Annotated in this window: 20 protein-coding genes; 10 read left to right on the top strand and 10 right to left on the bottom strand. The window is 70.3% G+C overall.

All coding sequences use genetic code 11. From position 1 onward, the window contains the following. Window positions 1-189: 189 nt before the first annotated feature. Both OG494_RS32730 and OG494_RS32725 read right to left on the bottom strand, forming a co-directional pair. The gene (locus OG494_RS32730) at window positions 190-780 is read right to left on the bottom strand and encodes an HhH-GPD-type base excision DNA repair protein (protein WP_328445318.1); all 591 of its coding nucleotides are present in this window, start codon (window positions 778-780) and stop codon (window positions 190-192) included. Between the two features lie 57 nt (window positions 781-837). Then, complete coding sequence (locus tag OG494_RS32725; RefSeq protein WP_328445316.1) at window positions 838-1,617, bottom strand: helix-turn-helix domain-containing protein; 780 nt, start codon at window positions 1,615-1,617, stop codon at window positions 838-840. Between the two features lie 49 nt (window positions 1,618-1,666). On the opposite strand from OG494_RS32725, the gene OG494_RS32720 reads away from it, so the two are divergent. Both OG494_RS32720 and OG494_RS32715 read left to right on the top strand, forming a co-directional pair. Further along, the gene (locus OG494_RS32720; protein ID WP_328445314.1) at window positions 1,667-2,080 is read left to right on the top strand and encodes a DUF2000 domain-containing protein; all 414 of its coding nucleotides are present in this window, start codon (window positions 1,667-1,669) and stop codon (window positions 2,078-2,080) included. 130 nt (window positions 2,081-2,210) lie between these two features. Further along, window positions 2,211-2,717 carry a hypothetical protein gene (locus OG494_RS32715; RefSeq protein ID WP_328445312.1) on the top strand — a complete coding sequence of 169 codons (507 nt, stop codon included), beginning with the start codon at window positions 2,211-2,213 and terminating at the stop codon, window positions 2,715-2,717. A gap of 77 nt (window positions 2,718-2,794) precedes the next feature. On the opposite strand, the gene OG494_RS32710 is transcribed toward OG494_RS32715, so the two are convergent. The 3 genes from OG494_RS32710 to OG494_RS32700 are packed head-to-tail and all read right to left on the bottom strand — an operon-like array spanning window position 2,795 to window position 4,319. Then, window positions 2,795-3,394, bottom strand: coding sequence for a class I SAM-dependent methyltransferase (locus OG494_RS32710; protein WP_328445310.1), 600 nt, complete (start codon window positions 3,392-3,394; stop codon window positions 2,795-2,797). A 9-nt stretch (window positions 3,395-3,403) separates the two neighbouring features. After that, window positions 3,404-3,784: a DUF2203 domain-containing protein gene (locus OG494_RS32705; protein WP_328445308.1), complete on the bottom strand. Its 381-nt coding sequence runs from the start codon at window positions 3,782-3,784 to the stop codon at window positions 3,404-3,406. A 25-nt stretch (window positions 3,785-3,809) separates the two neighbouring features. Next, window positions 3,810-4,319 carry a hypothetical protein gene (locus OG494_RS32700; RefSeq protein WP_328445306.1) on the bottom strand — a complete coding sequence of 170 codons (510 nt, stop codon included), beginning with the start codon at window positions 4,317-4,319 and terminating at the stop codon, window positions 3,810-3,812. A gap of 258 nt (window positions 4,320-4,577) precedes the next feature. Between OG494_RS32700 and OG494_RS32695 the strand changes: the two genes are divergently transcribed. After that, window positions 4,578-5,801 (top strand): NADP-dependent isocitrate dehydrogenase, encoded by a 1,224-nt coding sequence (locus OG494_RS32695; RefSeq protein ID WP_328445304.1) that lies wholly within the window; start codon window positions 4,578-4,580, stop codon window positions 5,799-5,801. A gap of 202 nt (window positions 5,802-6,003) precedes the next feature. Next, window positions 6,004-6,300: an SH3 domain-containing protein gene (locus OG494_RS32690; RefSeq protein ID WP_328445302.1), complete on the top strand. Its 297-nt coding sequence runs from the start codon at window positions 6,004-6,006 to the stop codon at window positions 6,298-6,300. Here the strand turns inward: OG494_RS32690 and OG494_RS32685 are convergent, their stop codons facing one another. From OG494_RS32685 to OG494_RS32675, 3 genes are all read right to left on the bottom strand, one after another. Beyond that, window positions 6,301-6,852: a permease gene (locus OG494_RS32685; RefSeq protein WP_328445300.1), complete on the bottom strand. Its 552-nt coding sequence runs from the start codon at window positions 6,850-6,852 to the stop codon at window positions 6,301-6,303. A gap of 79 nt (window positions 6,853-6,931) precedes the next feature. Continuing rightward, window positions 6,932-7,516, bottom strand: coding sequence for a TetR/AcrR family transcriptional regulator (locus OG494_RS32680; protein WP_328445298.1), 585 nt, complete (start codon window positions 7,514-7,516; stop codon window positions 6,932-6,934). Window positions 7,517-8,261: 745 nt separating this feature from the next. After that, on the bottom strand, window positions 8,262-9,011 hold the full coding sequence (locus OG494_RS32675; RefSeq protein ID WP_328445296.1) for an MBL fold metallo-hydrolase: 750 nt from the start codon (window positions 9,009-9,011) through the stop codon (window positions 8,262-8,264). Window positions 9,012-9,706: 695 nt separating this feature from the next. Between OG494_RS32675 and OG494_RS32670 the strand changes: the two genes are divergently transcribed. Continuing rightward, on the top strand, window positions 9,707-10,513 hold the full coding sequence (locus OG494_RS32670; RefSeq protein WP_328445294.1) for an exodeoxyribonuclease III: 807 nt from the start codon (window positions 9,707-9,709) through the stop codon (window positions 10,511-10,513). Here the strand turns inward: OG494_RS32670 and OG494_RS32665 are convergent. Then, a complete protein-coding gene (locus OG494_RS32665; RefSeq protein ID WP_328445292.1) occupies window positions 10,510-10,983 on the bottom strand; it encodes a cupin domain-containing protein in 474 nt (157 codons plus the stop codon). The genes OG494_RS32670 and OG494_RS32665 overlap by 4 nt on opposite strands. A 64-nt stretch (window positions 10,984-11,047) precedes the next feature. Between OG494_RS32665 and OG494_RS32660 the strand changes: the two genes are divergently transcribed. Beyond that, on the top strand, window positions 11,048-11,545 hold the full coding sequence (locus OG494_RS32660; RefSeq protein WP_328445290.1) for a MarR family winged helix-turn-helix transcriptional regulator: 498 nt from the start codon (window positions 11,048-11,050) through the stop codon (window positions 11,543-11,545). A 53-nt stretch (window positions 11,546-11,598) separates the two neighbouring features. On the opposite strand, the gene OG494_RS32655 is transcribed toward OG494_RS32660, so the two are convergent. After that, window positions 11,599-12,336, bottom strand: coding sequence for a chitinase (locus tag OG494_RS32655; RefSeq protein ID WP_328445288.1), 738 nt, complete (start codon window positions 12,334-12,336; stop codon window positions 11,599-11,601). A gap of 564 nt (window positions 12,337-12,900) precedes the next feature. On the opposite strand from OG494_RS32655, the gene OG494_RS32650 reads away from it, so the two are divergent. From OG494_RS32650 to OG494_RS32635, 4 genes are all read left to right on the top strand, one after another. Then, window positions 12,901-13,272 carry a hypothetical protein gene (locus OG494_RS32650; protein ID WP_328445286.1) on the top strand — a complete coding sequence of 124 codons (372 nt, stop codon included), beginning with the start codon at window positions 12,901-12,903 and terminating at the stop codon, window positions 13,270-13,272. A 46-nt stretch (window positions 13,273-13,318) separates the two neighbouring features. After that, on the top strand, window positions 13,319-14,350 hold the full coding sequence (trpS, locus tag OG494_RS32645; RefSeq protein ID WP_328445284.1) for a tryptophan--tRNA ligase: 1,032 nt from the start codon (window positions 13,319-13,321) through the stop codon (window positions 14,348-14,350). Window positions 14,351-14,656: 306 nt separating this feature from the next. Continuing rightward, complete coding sequence (gene yhjD / locus OG494_RS32640; protein WP_328445282.1) at window positions 14,657-15,685, top strand: inner membrane protein YhjD; 1,029 nt, start codon at window positions 14,657-14,659, stop codon at window positions 15,683-15,685. Window positions 15,686-15,741: 56 nt separating this feature from the next. Next, entirely contained in the window at window positions 15,742-16,848 is a 1,107-nt protein-coding gene (locus tag OG494_RS32635; protein WP_328445280.1) for an acyl-CoA dehydrogenase family protein, read from the top strand. Window position 16,849: the final 1 nt, after the last annotated feature.

Below are 16,849 nucleotides of genomic sequence, written 5' to 3'. Positions count from 1 at the left end.
GCCGTATCGGTCCACTTAGGACGGTTTGCGGCGACGCGCTCGCCGGTCCCCGCGTCCGGGTGCTGGAGACGGAGCTGGTCTCGTGGCTGCGCTGGCAGTGTGGAGCGCGGGCCTGGCCCCGGCGTTCGCGACGCGCTGGCGACCGCGCTCGGCCACGGCGCGGAGCCGCTCGGGCCGTTGCGGGTGTGGTTACGCGGGTGAGGCGGGTTCGGCCGCGGCCTTGGCGGCCTTCTTGAACGCGCGGACCTGGGCGAGCGTCTGGGCGTTGGTGACGTCCGCGATGGACCGGCGGGAGCCGCGGTCACCGTAGGCGCCGGCCGCTTCGCGCCAGCCCTTCGGCGCGACCCCGCGCTGCTTGCCGAGGAGGGCGAGGAAGATCTTCGCCTTCTGCTCGCCGAAGCCGGGCAGGGCCCGCAGCCGCCTGAGGACCTCGGGGCCGTCGGGCTTCGGGCGGCCGGCGGTCCAGAGCCCTTCCGTGCGGCCGTCGTAGGTCTCGATGATGTGCTCGGCGAGCGCGTGGACACGCCGCGCCATCGAACCGCCGTAGCGGTGGATGGCGGGCGGTACGACGCACATCTCGACGAACGTCTCGACGTCGGTCGCGGCGATCTTCGCCATGTCGAAGCCGTCCATGCGGTCGGCGATCTTCCGCGGGCCCGCGAACGCGTGCTCCATGGGGTACTGCTGGTCCAGGAGCATGCCGACGAGCAGGGCGAAGGGATCGTCGTTGAGCAGCTTGTCGGCCGCGGGGTCGCCGGTCAGGTGCAGTTCACGCAGCATGTCGCCATCTTGACACAAGACGCGCCTCCGAACGTGCTCCATCGTGCGGGGTCGGCGTCAGCGGGGTTTGGAGTACCGGGCCGGCGTCGTGCCGAGGTAGCGCTTGAAGTGCCGCGTCAGGTGGGCCTGGTCGGTGAACCCGGCGGCCGCGGCGACGTCGGCGGCGGGGGCGCCGTCGAGCAGCAGCCGTCGCGCGCGGTCGACGCGGCGGCCGGTCAGGTAGCGGTGCGGCGGCAGGCCGAACCGCGCGCCGAAGCAGCGCACGAGGTACGCGGGGTGCGCGCCGAGGGTGTCCGCGGCTTCGGCGAGCGTCATCGCTTCGGGCAGCTTCGCGTCGAGCAGGTCTCGCAGGTCGTCGGCGAGCCCGCGTTTCGGTTCGTGGGACGCGGGCCGCCCGAGGTGGGCGCGCAACCGGTCGGCGACCAGCGCGAGCCGGCTTTCGGCCTCGAACGCGTCGCCCGCGTCGGTGAGGGACTCGTGCAGCTGGTGGATCCGGGTGCGCAGCAGGCTGTCGGCGAGGCTCGGGCGGTCGACCGCGGCGCCGATCAGGTCCTCGCCCAGCACCGACGCGTCGAGGTAGAGCACGCGTTTGCGGAAGCCGTGGCTGGTCGCGGCGCGCCCGTCGTGCGCGACGTTCGGCGGCAGCAGCGTCACCGCCGGGCCGAGCGCGCCGTGGTGGTGGCGGTCGAGGTCGTAGCGGATGACGCCGTCGTCGACGATCAGCAGCGTCCACGTGTCGTGCGTGTGCAGCGGGTAGGCGTGGGTGATGAACCGCGCGTGGAAGACCTCGGCGATCCCCGGGACCGCCGGCCGCCAAGCCGAGACGCGCGCCTCCATGTCAAGAACGTACAAGACGCAGGCGTGGGCGGCGGGCGACGCTTTTCGCATGAGTTCCTTCGACACGAAGATCGCCGTCCTGCTGCGGGACGACCTGGCGTCCTGGCAACGGCTGAACGTCACGGCGTTCCTGGTCAGCGGGATCGCGCACGTCACGCCCGAGCTGATGGGCGAGCCCTACGAAGACGCCGACGGCACGGCGTACCTGCCGATGTTCGGTCAGCCGGTGCTGGTCTTCTCCGGCACCGGCGACGTCCTGACCGCGGCGCACGGCCGCGCCCTCGGCCGCGGCCTCCGTTTCTCGATCTTCACCGACGAGCTGTTCCACACGGGCAACGACGACGACAACCGAGCCGCCGTCCGCGTGGTCCCGGGGGAGAAGCTCGCCCTGGCGGGCCTTGCGGTGCACGGCCCGAAGAACGCCGTCGACAAGATCCTCAAGGGCGCGTCGCTGCACCGGTGAGCGGAACGCCGGAAACGGTTGCAAGGCCCGGCGAAAAGTGGTGAACGGCGCAAACCGGGTGCGGAGAGCGCGGCCGGTGCCATCATCGCTTCAGTGCCGCGGGAGGCGGCTCCGACTGGGGAGGTTGTTGATGAAATCCTTGCTGCGTAACGGTGTTCTCGCCGCGTCCACGCTGGCGCTGGGCTTGGCCGTGGCGCCGGTCGCTTCGGCGGATCCGGTCCAGACGGTCGTGTACACCTCGGAAGACGGCGCCTGGCCGCTGGAAGGCAGTGCGAGCTACAGCGGACCCGGCGACGAGATCCGCGTCTGGGTGAACGAAGGCATCCTGAAGATCGACGTCCAGTCCGGTTTCGACGACCTGCGGGTCGAGCTGAGTGCGCCGGCGGGCGAGACGCTGCACCCGGGCGCCTACCCGGGTGCTCGGCACCGCGAGTCGTCGGAGCCGGCCACGGCGAACCCGGGCTTTTTCACCGTGACCGGCAACTTCGGCTGCGGCGACGACTACGCCGACTTCACGATCGACCGCCTCGACCGGGCGGCCGACGGCAAGGTGACAGACCTCGACGCGACGTTCGTCCAGCACTGCGGCACGCCGGACGGTCCGGCCACCCACGGCGAGGCGCACTTCCACGCCTGACGCGCGTGAAGGGCACCCTCACGGCGCTCAGGTCCCTGAGGGTGTCCCTCACGGCCTGAGCCGCGCCAGGTCGAGGTTCACGGAGCCGTCGCGTGCACCACGAAGACGCTCCGCGTCCCGGCCGTGAAAGTCTTCGCCGAAACGTCCACGAACCCGGCTGCCAGCGCCCCGGCCTCGGCCTCGTCCGCCGGGAACGTGAGATCCCGCGGGACGAAGGCCCCGAACGGCCCGGACGGCCGGAACCGCAGCCCGGACACCACCGAGAACGCCAGCCGCCCGCCCGGTCGCAGCACGCGGAGCCAGTCGGCGAACGCCACCGCGCCCAGGAAGTGCAGCGAGGACGCGCACAGCACGACGTCCGCCGAGTGGTCTTCGGCCGGCATCGGCACCGCCGGCCCGACCTGCCACGTGATCACTCCCGACGGGTCCTGCGAAGGCGCCTTCGCCTCGGCCCGCGCGACCATCGCCGGCGACAGGTCGACGGCCAGCACTCGCGAGGGCTTCAGCCGCAACGCCGCGTACGCCGCGAAGCCCGTTCCGCACGCGACGTCGAGGACCAGCTCCGGACTGTCCGGCAGGGGCGAGACCAGCGCTTCCGCCACCGAAGGGTGAAAAGTGTCTTCGTCGTAGTTCTCGGCTGTGCTGTCGAAGAAATCGGCTCTGGTGTCGTGGTCCACGACACCAACCTAGCCGGGCCGACCAGCCGTTTTCAGCGGACGGCGACCCGCGAAGCCGAGGTCGGTGCGGTGGTACCACCGCAGCTCGGGGTCGCCTTCGAGCCAGCACAGCAGGACGTCGACGCCGTCCAGTTCGGCCGGGAAGTCGACCAGCAGCGGCGCGAAGCCCTTCAGCTCGGCGCCGGTGCGCTGGACCGTCGTCATCAAGTCGTCGAGCCGGGCCTGCGCGGCCTTCCACTCGGGCAGCCCGCCCAGTTCCGTCGCCCGGCCACCGGGCCGCAGCGACGCGGCGAGCTCGGCGGCGTCGGCGCGGACGCGCACCAGTTCGTCGAGGACCGGCCGCAGCCGCGCCAGTTCGTCACATGCCTCCGCGACGGTGAACAGTCCCATCCGCCGAGTTTGCCACCGGCGCGCGTCAGGCTTCGCGGCGCCGCCGGACCAGCGCGTTGGCCAGGCCGCTGCCGACGAGCAGGAAGCCCACGCCCAGCAGCCCGCCGATGAACAGGAAGTCCATGACGCCGTAGGCGATGTCGCTCTTCGGCATCAGGTTGACCAGCTTGAAGCCCCATTCGGGGACGGCCATCGCGGCGACGCCGGGCAGCACGCCGTAGATCAGCCCGCCCAGGATCGGGCCGGTGGCGGACAGCGCGCCGAGCGCGGCGACGACCAGCAGCAGGATCGCCCCGCCGGCCAGCAGTGCGATGCCGAGCGGGTCGCGGTTGGTGCTCAGCGTGGCCTGGATCAGCTGCTGCTGCCGCAGCCCGCCCCAGCTCAGCAGGCCCAGCGCGACCGGGGTCAGCAGGAGCCCGCCCAGCGCGCTCACCAGATGGGCGACGCCTCGGCGCGGCCGTTCTTCTGGCACGTCCGGGGTGTCGTCGTAGTCGTCGTATTCGTCTTCGTATTCGGCGTACCGATGGGTCGACATGGCCGTCACCTCCCGCATGATGAGTTCACGGATGGCATCGTGCCCTGGTTCACCCCATCGGCGCGACGATCGCTCGGCGAGCGGTCGGATCGGGTGACCGGCAGGTCGTGCCCGGTGATCCCGGCCACAATCCACGGGTGGAGACTTGATGCCGACCACTACTTGAACCATCCAGCTGCGTCAAGCAGTACGCTTGTACCGCTACCGGCGAGACTTAAAAGAAGAACGCGAAGATCCGCGGAAGGAGCACCGCTGCTCATGGCCAAGATCAAGGTCCAGGGCACCGTCGTCGAACTCGACGGCGATGAGATGACCCGCATTATCTGGCAGTTCATCAAGGACAAGCTGATCCACCCGTACCTGGACGTGAACCTGGACTACTACGACCTGGGTATCGAGGAGCGGGACCGCACCGACGACCAGGTCACCATCGACTCCGCGAACGCCATCAAGAAGCACGGCGTCGGCGTCAAGTGCGCCACGATCACCCCGGACGAAGCGCGCGTCGAAGAGTTCGGCCTCAAGAAGATGTGGCTGTCCCCGAACGGGACCATCCGCAACATCCTCGGTGGCGTGATCTTCCGCGAGCCGATCGTCATCCAGAACATCCCGCGGCTGGTGCCGACGTGGACGAAGCCGATCATCATCGGCCGCCACGCCCACGGCGACCAGTACAAGGCGACCAACTTCAAGGTCCCCGGCCCGGGCACGCTGACCATCAGCTACACCCCGGACGACGGCTCCGAGCCGATGGAGTTCGAGGTCGCGAAGTTCCCCGAGGGCGGCGGCGTCGCGATGGGGATGTACAACTACAAGAAGTCGATCGAGGACTTCGCGCGCGCCTCGCTCCAGTACGGTCTCGACCGCGGCCTGCCGGTGTACCTCTCCACCAAGAACACGATCCTGAAGGCCTACGACGGCCAGTTCAAGGACGTCTTCGAGGAGATCTTCCAGGCCGAGTTCAAGGCCGAGTTCGACGCCAAGGGCATCTCCTACGAGCACCGCCTGATCGACGACATGGTCGCCGCGGCGATGAAGTGGGAGGGCGGCTACGTCTGGGCGTGCAAGAACTACGACGGTGACGTCCAGTCCGACACGGTCGCGCAGGGCTTCGGCTCGCTCGGCCTGATGACGTCGGTGCTGCGCACGCCGGACGGCCGGACCGTCGAGGCCGAGGCCGCGCACGGCACGGTCACCCGGCACTACCGCCAGCACCAGCAGGGCAAGCCGACGTCGACGAACCCGATCGCGTCGATCTACGCCTGGACCCGCGGCCTCGAGCACCGCGGCAAGCTGGACGGCAACCAGGAGCTCATCGGCTTCGCCAACAAGCTGGAAGAGGTCGTCGTCGAGACGGTCGAGTCCGGCCAGATGACGAAGGACCTGGCGCTGCTCATCAGCAAGGACCAGCCGTTCCAGACCACCGAGGAGTTCCTCGCGACGCTGGACGACAACCTGGCCAAGAAGATCGCCCAGGGCTGATTGCTCCGTGCTGTGAAGCCCCCTTCCCGGAATGCCGGGAAGGGGGCTTTCGCGTGGTTCGGCGAGCACCCTGCGTCACCGCCGGAGGGCCTTGATTGGCGCCTCCGGGTGGTTACGCCGCCCGGCGCTATTCGTTCGGGTAAAGGATTGCCTACCCTTGGCGTAGGACGGGATTCGTGGTGAAGGAAGGCGTGGTCCTCGTATGTCGAAGAAAACGCTGATCATCGTCGGTGCCATCGTCGCGGTCATCGTCATCTACGCGTTGAACACGAACAAGCAGGCGTCCGGAGCGTCGGCCACCGGGTGCAAGGTCACGGTGATCGCGGACGTCCTCAACGCCCGCGAAACCGCCGACGGCAACGCGAAGATCGTCGGCAAGTACTTGCGGGACGCCCAGTTCGACGCCCTGCCGGGGGTGCAGAACGGCTTCCGCAAGATCGCCGACGACAAGTGGGTCGCCGCCGCGTTCACCGAGCCGGTCGCGGGGTCCGCCTGCTGATCAGACTCCCAGCAGATCGGTACCGAGGGTGATGACGCCGCACAGCGCGGCGGTCAGCCCCAGGACCCGCGCGCGTTTCGGGTCGCGCTTGGCCGCCGCGCGCCAGTAGAGGCCGATGCCGATGACCAGCATCAGCAGCTCGACGACAGCCGAGACGGCGGGCAGCCGCCAGAGCCCGAAGCCGAACGTCGGCAGGTCGCCGGCGTTGCCGGGCAGGATCGGCAGGTCCGCGCGGTGCACGACGAGGTCGAGCAGCCAGTGCGAGAACACGACGGCGCCGAGGACCAGCCCGGCTTCCCGGCCGAGCCGCCACGCGGCGACGGCGCCGAACAGCGCGGCGAGCACGAGCGCACCGACGAGGGAGTGCGTGTAGTCGGCGTGGATGACGCCCGCGCCGTAGCCGCCCGCGCCGTCGATCGTCTCGACGCCGGACAGGTAGAGCGGGACGAACACGACGTCCAGCCACGCGCCGGCGAGCATGAGTGTCCACACGGGAATGGCCGGGCGGCCGGCCTTGACCGCGGCCGCCAGCCCGAAGTGCCCGGCGATCATCTGCGGGCCTCCGTCCAGGGGAAGCGGGCGTCGAGCACGCCCAGCCCGACCGTGAAGAGCAGCACGGCGATGATGAAGGTCATCGTGGGTTCTCTTTCTCTGCATAGGTTTTGAGACCTTGGACGAGCATGGTCTTGAGGACTTCGAAGCTCTCGCCGACGTCTTCGGGCCGCCCGAAGCCCCCGGAGGCCTCGAGCCCGGCGAAGCCGTGGACGGCCGCGCGAAGACAGCGCGTCGCGTGCACGGACCGCGCGTGGTCGAAGCCGTAGGGCCGGAGCACGGCGAAGACGACCTCGGCGACGGCGTGGGTCGCGGTGCTCAGTTCGGCGTCCCCCCGATCCGGATCCGTGGCGAGCGCCCCGGTCCGGTGCGGGTGCTGCCGCAGGTAGTCCCGATAGGCGTCGGCGACCGCGCCGACGGCTTGGCTCCCCGCGCGCCCGGTGGCGGCGGCGCGCAGGACGCCGGCCATCTCCTGGACCACCCGCAGATCGACGAGCCGCCGCAGGTCGGCGAGGTTCTTGACGTGCTTGTAGAGCGAGGGCGCGGAGACCCCGGCCCGCTCGGCGATCCTGGCGAGGCTCAGCTCACCGGGCCCGCTCTCGTCGATGACGGCGAGCGCGAGGTCGACGACGCCGTGGGTGGTGAGCCCGGCCCTAGGCGACATGACTCTGGTTACTTAGCATAGCTTTAAAGCTACGACTCATAGCTTTCGGGGTCAAGGCGCGTTTTTTGTCGGTGGTGGGTGTTAGAACTGACCTCGACGAAAACCCGCAGGTCGGTGAGTGGTTCGCCGGGGGAGGAGGGTGTTTGGGAGCTGGGCGCGCCACGAGCGGCGGCGGTTGTCCGCGGGGTCTCCAGGGGGAGTTTCGCGGGCAGGCGGGGTCGACCGGACGACGGCTGAGCACGGCGCTGGGGAGCGCGTGCGGAGGCTGAGCGGAGGTCTGGGACCGCACGTGGGAGCCGAGCGGAGGTCTGGCGGCGCTGGGGAGGCACGTGGGGGCTGGGCGGCGGTCAGGCGCGGCGCGCTGGGGAGCACATGTGGGGCTGGGCGGCGGTCGCGCACGGCGCTGGGGAGCGCACGTGATGGCTGAGCGGCGGTCGGCGCGACGGGGCGCATGTTGGGCCGAGCGGTGGTCGGGCACGGCGCTGGGGAGCGCGTGCGGAGGCTGGCGGTCGAGCGCGACGTGAGGAGCGCCCTCGGGGCTGGGCGGAGGTCTGGCGCGGCCCTGGGGAGCGCGTGCGGAGGTTGAGCGGAGGTCTGGGATCGCACGTGGGAGCCGAGCGGGGGTCTGGCGCGACGCTGGGGAGCGCGCGTGGGCTGCGCGGCGCTGGGGAGCCCGCGTCGAGGGTGGCGACGGATGTGCGTCGTCCGGAGGAGATCGAGCCAGGGGACCGTGCTGTGACGGGGGTCAGAGCACGACGGTGAGATCTTCCTCCGCGACCAGCACTTCGCCGTCGAACTCGGCGCGGGCCTCGGCTGCGGACGCGTCCCGGTCGGTGCCGGGCCAGAAGTGGGTCAGCAGGAGCCGGCGCGCGCCGGCTCGGGCGGCCCAGTGGCCCGCCTCCGCGGCGGTCATCAGGAAGCGGGGTTGTCCCTCCGGCGGCGGGGTGCGGAGGGTGGCGTCGCTGATGACCAGGTCCGCGTCGCGGCCGAGGTCCGCCAGCGCCGGCGACGGTCCCGTGTCGCCGGTGTAGGCCACCGTCAGCCCGGGCGCGCTGAGCCGTACCCCGAAGTTGGGCAGGAAGTGCGGCAGCGGGTACGGCGTGAGCCGGAACGGTCCGAGCGTCGTCGGCGAGCCGAGGTCGTGCACCTCGAACAGCTCGGCCGGCGCCGGCCGCGGCTCCAGCGCTTCGAGGCGCCGGACGGTGCCGGGCGTGCAGTGCAACGGCAGCCGCGGCCGATCCTGGGACGGCTCCTGGACCGTGTAGTGCCAGGCCCGCCCGAGCGCGCTCACGTCCGCGCAGTGGTCGGGATGCTCGTGCGTCACGACGACGGCATCGGGCAGCCGATCCCGGCTGTGCGCGAACAACCGCGAGGCGGCGCCGTACCCGAGATCGAGCACGACGCGGAATCCGTCGTGTTCGAGCAGAAACCCGGCGCAAGCGCGCCCGGGCTCCGGAAAGGCCCCGCAACTACCGAGCACGGTCAGCTGGCTCATGCCCGGCAGTCTGACAGAACGACGGCGGCCACCCGCCCCGATTTCGCCGGCCCCCGCAGCCCCCACCGAGCCCCGCAGCCCACCGAGCCCCGCAGCCCACCGAGCCCCGCAGCCCACCCGGCCCCGCAGCCCACCCGGCCCCGCAGTCCACCGAGCTCCGCAGTCCACCGAGCTCCGCAGTCCACCCAGCTCCGCAGTCCACCCAGCTCCGCAGCCCACCCAGCTCCGCAGCCCACCCAGCTCCGCAGCCAGCGAGCCGGAGCTGCTGGGCCGAGTCCGCTGCCCGCCGAGCCCGGCAGTCCCCCTATTGAGCCCCGCAGTGAGCGAGCCAGAGCCGCCGGGCCAAGTCCGCAGTCCACCGAGCCCGGCGGTTAACCGAGCCCCGCAGCCACCGAGCTCTGCAGCCAGCGAGCCGGAGCCCCTGGGCCGAGTCCGCAGTCGTCAGCCGAGACTGTGGCCGCGGAGTCTCAGTCGCGGAGCCATGCCTGCACCCACCGCCCCCACGGCCGCCGGGTCGAGTCCGCAATCGTGGAGGCCGTGCCTGCATCCGCCAAGCCACAGCCGCCGGGTCGAGTCCGCGGCCGGTGAGCCGACCGCCGTCAAGCTGAGCCCGCGCCGCAGGGCCGACCCCGGATACAACCGACCCCCGACGCAACGACCCCGGCACCACGGTCTCCCCATCCCCGGCCGGTAACGTGCAGTGCGTGCTGACCGTCTCCACCGTGAACGTCAACGGCCTTCGCGCCGCCGCCAAGAAGGGCTTCGTCGAGTGGCTCGCCACCACGAAGGCCGAGGTCGTCTGCTGCCAGGAGGTGCGCGCCACGGCGGAGCAGCTTCCCGCCGACGTCGTTGCACCCGAAGGCTGGTTCGCGGTGCACGCTCCCTCCTCCGCCAAGGGGCGCAACGGTGTCGCCGTCTACAGCCGGGTCGAGCCCGGTGAAGTGCGGATCGGCTTCGGGGAGCCCGAGTTCGAGGACAGCGGGCGCTACCTCGAAGTCCACCTGCCGAAGGTCGTCGTCGCGAGTCTCTACCTGCCCAGCGGGGATGTCGGCACCGAGCGCCAGGACGAAAAGGAACGCTTCATGGCCGCGTTCCTGCCCTACCTCGTCGAGCTGCGGGCGAAGGCCGCCGCCGATGGGCGGGAAGTGGTCGTCGTGGGGGACTGGAACATCGCCTACGACAACGCCGACCTCAAGAACTGGCGCGGCAACCGCAAGAACTCCGGCTTCCTGCCCGGGGAACGCGAGTGGCTCGGCCGCGTCTACACCGAGGCCGGCTACACCGACGTCCAGCGCCGCCTCGACCCCGAAGGCCCCGGCCCCTACACCTGGTGGTCCTACCGCGGCCAGGCCTTCGACAACGACTCCGGCTGGCGCATCGACTGCCAGCTCGCCACCCCCGGGCTCGCCGAGAAGGTCGTGGACGTCGTCGTCGAACGCGCCGCCGCCTACGACCAGCGCTGGTCCGACCACGCGCCGGTCACCGCCACCTACGACATCTAGGCCGCGCGGACGGCGCGCCAGGCCTCGCTGTCCACGAAGTGGTTGTCGAACCGGTCCTGCGACGCCAGGATCTCCGCTGGCGACGCCTCGCCGCGCCGGATCCGGTCGATCATCCGGAAGTACTCGAAGCGCTCGACGCCGGGTGTGAACACGATCAGCACGTCCGCGGCCGAGCGCGAAGTCGCGCCGAAGGCGTGCGTCGTGTGCGGCGGCACGAACAGCATGTCGCCGGTCCGCACCGTCACGACCTCCTCGTCCTGAAGGACCTCCAGCTCGCCGTCGAGCATGAAGAACATCTCCGCCGACGCCGTGTGGAAGTGCGGCGTCGCGCCGTCGCGTCCGCGGCCCAGTGCCGCGCGGTTCGTGCTCAGGTGCCCGCCCGTCTGGGAGACGTCGGCGAGCAGCGTCATCGTGTCGGGTGTCGTGCCGAGCTGCTCGGCTTCGTCGTGGCGTACCAGCAATGTCGTCATGCCAGGATGGTTCCACGACTGATAGTTCGCTGTCAAACTATCCGGGATCGAATAGACTGCGCGCGTGACTGACGAAGACGCCGTCGACGCCGTGGTGTCGGCGTGGGCCCGTGAACGCCCCGACCTCGACCTGACCGCCATCGGCGTCGCCGGCCGGCTCGGCCGGCTGAGCCTCGTGCTCGGCCCGGCGCAGGAGCGCGTCTTCGGCAAGTTCGGCCTGCAACGCGGGGAGTTCGACGTCCTGGCCGCGCTGCGCCGCTCGGGGGAGCCCTACACGCTGATCCCGTCGGAGCTGTCCGCGACGCTGATGATGTCCCGCGCGGGCATGACGAGCCGCCTCGATCGTCTCGAAGCAGCCGGGTTCGTCGAGCGCACGCTCGACCCGAACGACCGCCGCAGCTTCCGCATCCGCTTGACCGACCGGGGTTTCGAGGTCGTCGACGCCGCGATGACCGAGCACACCGCGAACGTCACCGAGCTGCTCTCTTCGTTGCGGGGCAAGGAACTTGGCCTCCTCGACGACGTCCTGCGCAAGCTCCTCCGGGAGTACGACACCCCGTGAAACGCGGACAGGGCCTCCCCGCGAGGGAAGGCCCTGCCCGCCAGCGCCGGACGTCAGCAGGACAGGTTGTCACCCGTCGGCACGCCGAGGATCCCGGTGATCTGCGTGTACTTGTCGATCCGGCTCTGGACCTGCGCCGGGTTGCCGCCGTTGCACTCGATCGAGCCGTTGATGCTGCGGATGGTCTCGCCGAAGCCGCGCTGGTTCACCATCGCGTCGTGCGGGGTCATCGTGCCCGGCCCGCTCTGCGTGTTCCAGTACCAAAGACCGGTCTTCCACGCGACGGCCGCGTCCTGCTCGACCAGGTACGGGTTGTTCAGCAGGTCGATGCCGAGCGAGTCGCCCGCGGCCTTGTAGTTGAAGTTCCAGCTCAGCTGGATCGGGCCGCGGCCGTAGTAGGCCGCGGTGCCCGCCGGGCAGCCGTAGGACTGGCTGGTGTCGCAGTAGTGCGGGTAGTTCGCGGTGTTCTGCTCGACGACGTAGACGAGGCCGCCGGTCTCGTGGTTGACGTTCGCCAGGAACGCGGCCGCTTCCTGCTTCTTCACCGTGTCGTCACCGGTGTTCGCGAAGCCGGGGTACGCGTCGAGCGCCGCGGTCAGGCCGCTGTAGGTGTAGAAGCTGTTGCGGCCCGGGAAGATCTGGTCGAACTGGGCCTCGCTGACGACGAACGCGGCGGCCGAAGTGGCCGGTGCGGCGGACGCGGTCGTGGTGGGGAGCACGACGGCCGCGGCGGTGGCGGCGAGCGCGCCCACCGCCACTCCGGCGCGCTTCAGGAACCGGGGGAACGACATGCGGGACTCCTCTGCTGTCATGCCCGGTCGTGCGCGGTCCGACCAAGCCGATGGACTTCGGGGGTCCGGGTGGCGGAGCCCCCGGCCCGGGGCGGCGCCCCGGATGTCACGGTGGATTTCGGGGGCCCGGGGCGGCGCCCCGGATGTCACTCCGAATTTCGGAGCTACGCCAAGAGGTATAGACCAATCACCAACGAGTGAAACGGGGTCGAAGCCAAGAGGCCGCGATCGGAGCAGTGTGAACTGCTACGAATGGCAGTACGTGAGGTGGTGTTGCGATGAACGGGTGACCAGCGGCCGGACAACGATCGGTCAGTGTCTACTTTGGGTATGAGCGTTCCGTCTTCCGCAACACCGTTCGGGTGATCGCTGTGAACCCTGGGGGTGCCCGGATCGTGTTCCTGGTTGAGCGCTAGTCTCGGCCACCGAGCCAAGTGGGTCTTCAGGCCTTGACACGCTCGGTAGTTTTTTGACCAGTAGCACGCAGCGTCTCACTCGTTTGGGTGAGCGTTTCGCTCGTCACTCGCGGGAGGCACTCCGGTGCGCAACCCAGGTCAACTCCTGATGCGGTCCACGCTGCGCGGGGTCCGCGCGGCCAGGGCAGGTGCGGTCCTCGTGCTCGTCCCGGCCAGCGTGCTGGCCGCCGGCGCGGCCACGGCACTGGCCGACGGCACGACCGTGCAGGCCGACTCCAACTCCGACAGCTTCGGCGTGCTGGGCCCGGTCGGCCTGGTCGCCGTCGCGCTCGGCATCGTCGGCATGACGCTGGGTGTGCTGCGCCAGCGCCGCAAGACCCGTTCCACGGCCGAGATCGTCGAGGCCGTTCCGGTCGTCCCGGAGGTCACCGGCCCGGTCACGGCGCTGGCGGAGGCCGTCCTGGCCGAGCCCGACGCCGTGCCGACTCGCCCGTTCCTGACCCCGCACCCGCACGCCTGAGGCCCCTCGGCGCCGTCAGCGCGTCGCGGCCTGAAAGAATCCACGCGTGTCCGAAGAGCAGATCGCAGCCGCCCGCCGCCCGCGGGTCCTGTCCGGGATCCAGCCGACCGCCGACTCGTTCCACCTCGGCAACTACCTCGGCGCGCTGCGCCAGTGGGTGCGGCTGCAGGACACGCACGAGCCGTTCTACTGCGTGGTCGACCTCCACGCGATCACCGTCGAGCAGGACCCGAAGGTGCTGCGCCAGCGCACCCGCGTCTCGGCCGCGCAGCTGCTCGCCATCGGCATTGACCCGCGGCGAAGTGCCCTGTTCGTGCAGAGCCACGTGCCGGAGCACGCCCAGCTGAGCTGGGTCATGGAGTGCCAGACCGGGTTCGGCGAGGCCGGCCGGATGACGCAGTTCAAGGACAAGTCGGCCAAGCAGGGCTCCGACCGCTCCAGCGTCGGCCTGTTCACGTACCCGATCCTGCAGGCCGCGGACATCCTGCTCTACCAGGCGGACGCCGTCCCGGTCGGCGAGGACCAGCGCCAGCACCTCGAGCTGACGCGTGACCTCGCACAGCGCTTCAACAACCGGCTGGGCAAGACGTTCGTCGTGCCCGAGCCGTACATCATCAAGGACACGGCGAAGATCTACGACCTGCAGGACCCGACGAGCAAGATGAGCAAGTCGGCGTCCACCGCGAACGGTCTCGTCGAGCTGCTCGAAGACCCGAAGCGCTCGGCGAAGAAGATCCGCTCGGCGGTCACCGACACCGGCCGCGAGGTCGTGTTCGACACCGAGAACAAGGCGGGCGTCTCGAACCTGCTGACGATCTTCTCGGCGCTCACCGAGCGCACGATCCCCGACCTCGAAGCTGCCTACGAAGGCAAGGGTTACGGCGACCTGAAGAAGGACCTCGGCGAGGTCTTCGTCGAGTGGGTCACGCCCATCCAAGAGCGGGTCAAGTCCTATTTGGACGATGTGGCCGAGCTGGACAAGGTCCTCGCCGCCGGCGCCGAACGCGCGCGCGAGGTCGCGTCGAAGACGCTGGCCAAGACGTACCAGCGGATCGGGTTCCTGCCGCCGGTGCGATAGCCGCCGGCTCGCCACCCGAAGGACGGTTCGACTCGCCGGTCTCCCGAGCCGATGATGCGCTGCCCGGGTTCGGCCAGGCATGGCGATTCAGCGTCGCCCTCCGAGGGGCACGTCGGAGATCGAATCGGCGGCCGACCTCACCGACGAAAGGCTCCGCCGCGTACGACGCCGTGATCGAGTTCCGCGCCGAGCGGCAGGACGCGCAAGCCCGCCGGTGATCAAGATCGGACTTACCAGGCCCTTCTCGCCTCCCTCACATGAACCGCTCGCGTTGCGGGAGTCACCGGGCGTGGTTAGCGTTTCACGGTGGCGAACGAGACAGTGGCGACCAAAGAAGAGAAGGAAAAGCTCCTGCCGCGGCTGCGGCGGAAGTACCCGTGGCTCGATCACCTGATCCGGGCGAACGAGGCCTTCACCGAGCGGTACGGCAACCACTACGCGGCCGCCATCACCTACTTCAGCGTCCTGTCGGTCATCCCGATCCTGATGGTCGCCTTCGCCGTGGTCGGGCTGGTCGTCAACCACGACCCGGCCGTCATCAACCAGATCAAGGACAGCATCAACAACTCGGTGCCCTCAGGTCTGCGCAGCCTCGTCCAGGGCATCGTGGACGCCGCGATCGGCGCCGGCAGCGGCATCGGGATCTTCGGCCTGCTGATCGCCCTCTACTCCGGCATCGGCTGGATGGCGAACCTGCGTGACGCGCTCACCGCGCAGTGGGGCCAGGAGAAGCAGCCGCAGCCGTTCGTCAAGCAGACGCTCAAGGACCTCGTCGCGCTGGTCGGGCTGGGTGTCGCGCTCGTCGTCTCGTTCGCGCTGACCGCGATCGGCGGCGGTGTCGGGAACTTCCTGCTCGGGCTCGTCGGGCTGGCGGACGAGACCTGGGCGAAGGTCCTGCTCCGCATCGCGACCATCGTGCTCGGCCTGGCCGCCAACACCCTCGTTTTCCTCTGGGTCATCGCCCGCCTGCCGCGCGAACGTGTCGCGCTGCGCAGCGCCGTCAAGGGCGCGGTGTTCGCCTCCATCGGGTTCGTCATCCTGCAGCAGGCCGCCACGTTCTACCTGGCCAGCGTCACGAAGTCGCCGGCGTTCGCGCTGTTCGGCCCGGTCATCGGCCTGCTCGTGTTCGCCAACTTCGTCTCGCGCTTCCTGCTGCTCGTCACGGCGTGGACCGCGACGGCCAAGGAGAACCAGCGCAAGGTCATCGCGCCGCCGGTGCCGGTGCGGCTCGAGCAGAACGTCACCGTGCAGCGCGGGCCGGGCCTCGGCGCCGTCGCGGGCGCGTTCAGCGCGGGTGCGCTGCTCGCGTGGCTGGGTGGCCGTCGCAAGTCTTGACAGCGACTCGTGCGGTAAAGAAACTGAACCGGTAAGAATTCTGAACCGGAGGTTTCATGCTGGACGCCGCCCGCGAGTGTGCCGCCCTCGCCAAGACGCTCGCGCCGGTCACCGAGCGGAACCGCGCGCTGCCGGCCGAGCTCGTCGCGAAGCTGACCGACGCGCAGCTCCTGCGCAGCGGCGTCCCCGGTTACCTCGGCGGCCCCGAAGCGTCGCCCGCCCTCAGCCTCGAGACGGCGGAGACGGTCGCGCGCGGCGACGCGTCGGCCGGCTGGTGCGTCTCGATCGCCGTGACGAGCAGCCTGCTCTCGGCGTACGCGCCGCGTAAGTGCGCCGAGGAGGTCTTCGGCGACCCTCGAACCGTCGCGGCCGGTGTCTGGGCGCCGCGCGGGGCCGGCAAGAAGACCGACGGCGGTTACGTCGTCTCCGGGCGCTGGCCGTTCTGCAGCGGCATCCCGCACTGCGACTGGCTTTTCGCCGGTTTCGTGCACGAAAGCGAGCTGTACGTGGCGGCGTTGCCGAAGGCCGAGATCGAAGTCCTCGACACCTGGCACACCAACGGCCTGCGCGGCACCGGCAGCCACGACTGCGTGGCCGACGAACTGTTCGTCCCCGAACACCGCGTCTTCTCGGTGCTGGGCGGGCCGCCGGAGGAAGCCGTTGCGCTGCACCGGTTCCCGCTCTTCGGCTACTTCGCGCTGTCCGTCGCCGCGGCCGCGCTGGGCAACGCGCGCGGCGCGATCGACGACCTGGTCGAGCTCGCCTCGACGCGCAAGCCGCTCGGCTCCAGCCGGTCGCTGGCCGAGCGGTCGCAGACGCAGGCCGCCGTCGCGGAGGCCGAGGCCGGTCTGCGCGCGGCGCGGCTGCTCTTCTACACCAGCATCGACGACGCCTGGCAGGCCGCGCAGGGCACCGACCCCGTGTCGGACCAGCTCAAGCTCGGCCTCCGGCTGGCCGCCACGCACACCACGCGCACCGCCGCGAAGGTCGCCGACAGCATGTACGACCTCGCCGGCGGCGCGGCGATCTACGAGACGTCACCGCTGCAGCGCCGGTTCCGCGACGCGCACACGGCCACCGCGCACTTCCAGGTCAACCCGGCCAGTTTCGAGCTGTCCGGCAAGCTGCTGCTGGGCGTCCCGGCCCGCACCGAACAGTTCTGAG

Origin of the sequence: Amycolatopsis sp. NBC_00438 (assembly GCF_036026695.1) — a bacterium.
Classification (GTDB): domain Bacteria; phylum Actinomycetota; class Actinomycetes; order Mycobacteriales; family Pseudonocardiaceae; genus Amycolatopsis.
Note: the sequence above shows the minus strand (reverse complement) of the source record. Positions and strands in the feature narration are given on the sequence as shown.